The sequence below is a fragment of the Vogesella perlucida genome (genome assembly GCF_979366545.1).
Genome location: NZ_CEETRO010000034.1, coordinates 1 through 683, shown reverse-complemented (window position 1 = coordinate 683; position 683 = coordinate 1). Strand labels below are relative to the sequence as shown.

Annotated in this window: 2 tRNA genes and 1 rRNA gene; all 3 read right to left on the bottom strand. The window is 50.8% G+C overall.

The window, feature by feature from the left end:
* Window positions 1-244: 244 nt before the first annotated feature.
* Window positions 245-320, bottom strand: a tRNA-Ala gene (locus tag ACZ9XP_RS17760).
* A 94-nt stretch (window positions 321-414) separates the two neighbouring features.
* Window positions 415-491, bottom strand: a tRNA-Ile gene (locus tag ACZ9XP_RS17755).
* 76 nt (window positions 492-567) lie between these two features.
* A 16S ribosomal RNA gene (locus tag ACZ9XP_RS17750) occupies window positions 568-683 on the bottom strand; the annotation flags it as partial.

Here is a 683-nt window from a genome sequence, read left to right as displayed (position 1 = left end):
ACCCTATCATTTCAGTTACCTTAATCTGATGAGCTTCGCGCTGGTGACTTGTCGCACACTAAGGCGTATACGACAGTCGATACAATCTTTCTACCCAAGTCGACGATTCATTACGATCAGAATTAACCTATCGTTTTGTTTCGCCGCTTGTAAATTGGCTTCTTCAGTTTGTTAAAGATCGGGCGTTTTACAACGCAAACAAAAACTCACTCAGCGGACTGAATGCATTTTTGTTTGCATTGGGTGGTGGAGGATGACGGGATCGAACCGACGACCCCCTGCTTGCAAAGCAGGTGCTCTCCCAACTGAGCTAATCCCCCTCTTTTTGGGTGATGCTGCGTTGCTCGGTCGCTCGTGTACTCCAGTACACTTCGCTCCCTCGCGCCTTGCCTGACCCAAAAATCAAGCAAGTCTTGGTGGGTCTGGTAGGACTCGAACCTACGACCCCTGCGTTATCAACACAGTGCTCTAACCAGCTGAGCTACAAACCCAGTCTTTGCAGCATCTCTGCCGCCCCAACTCTCAAATAACCGATAGGCTGTAAGTGCCTGACCTTGCCTTCTCTAGAAAGGAGGTGATCCAGCCGCAGGTTCCCCTACGGCTACCTTGTTACGACTTCACCCCAGTCATGAAACCTACCGTGGTAAGCGGGCTCCTTACGGTTACCCTACCCACTTCTGGCG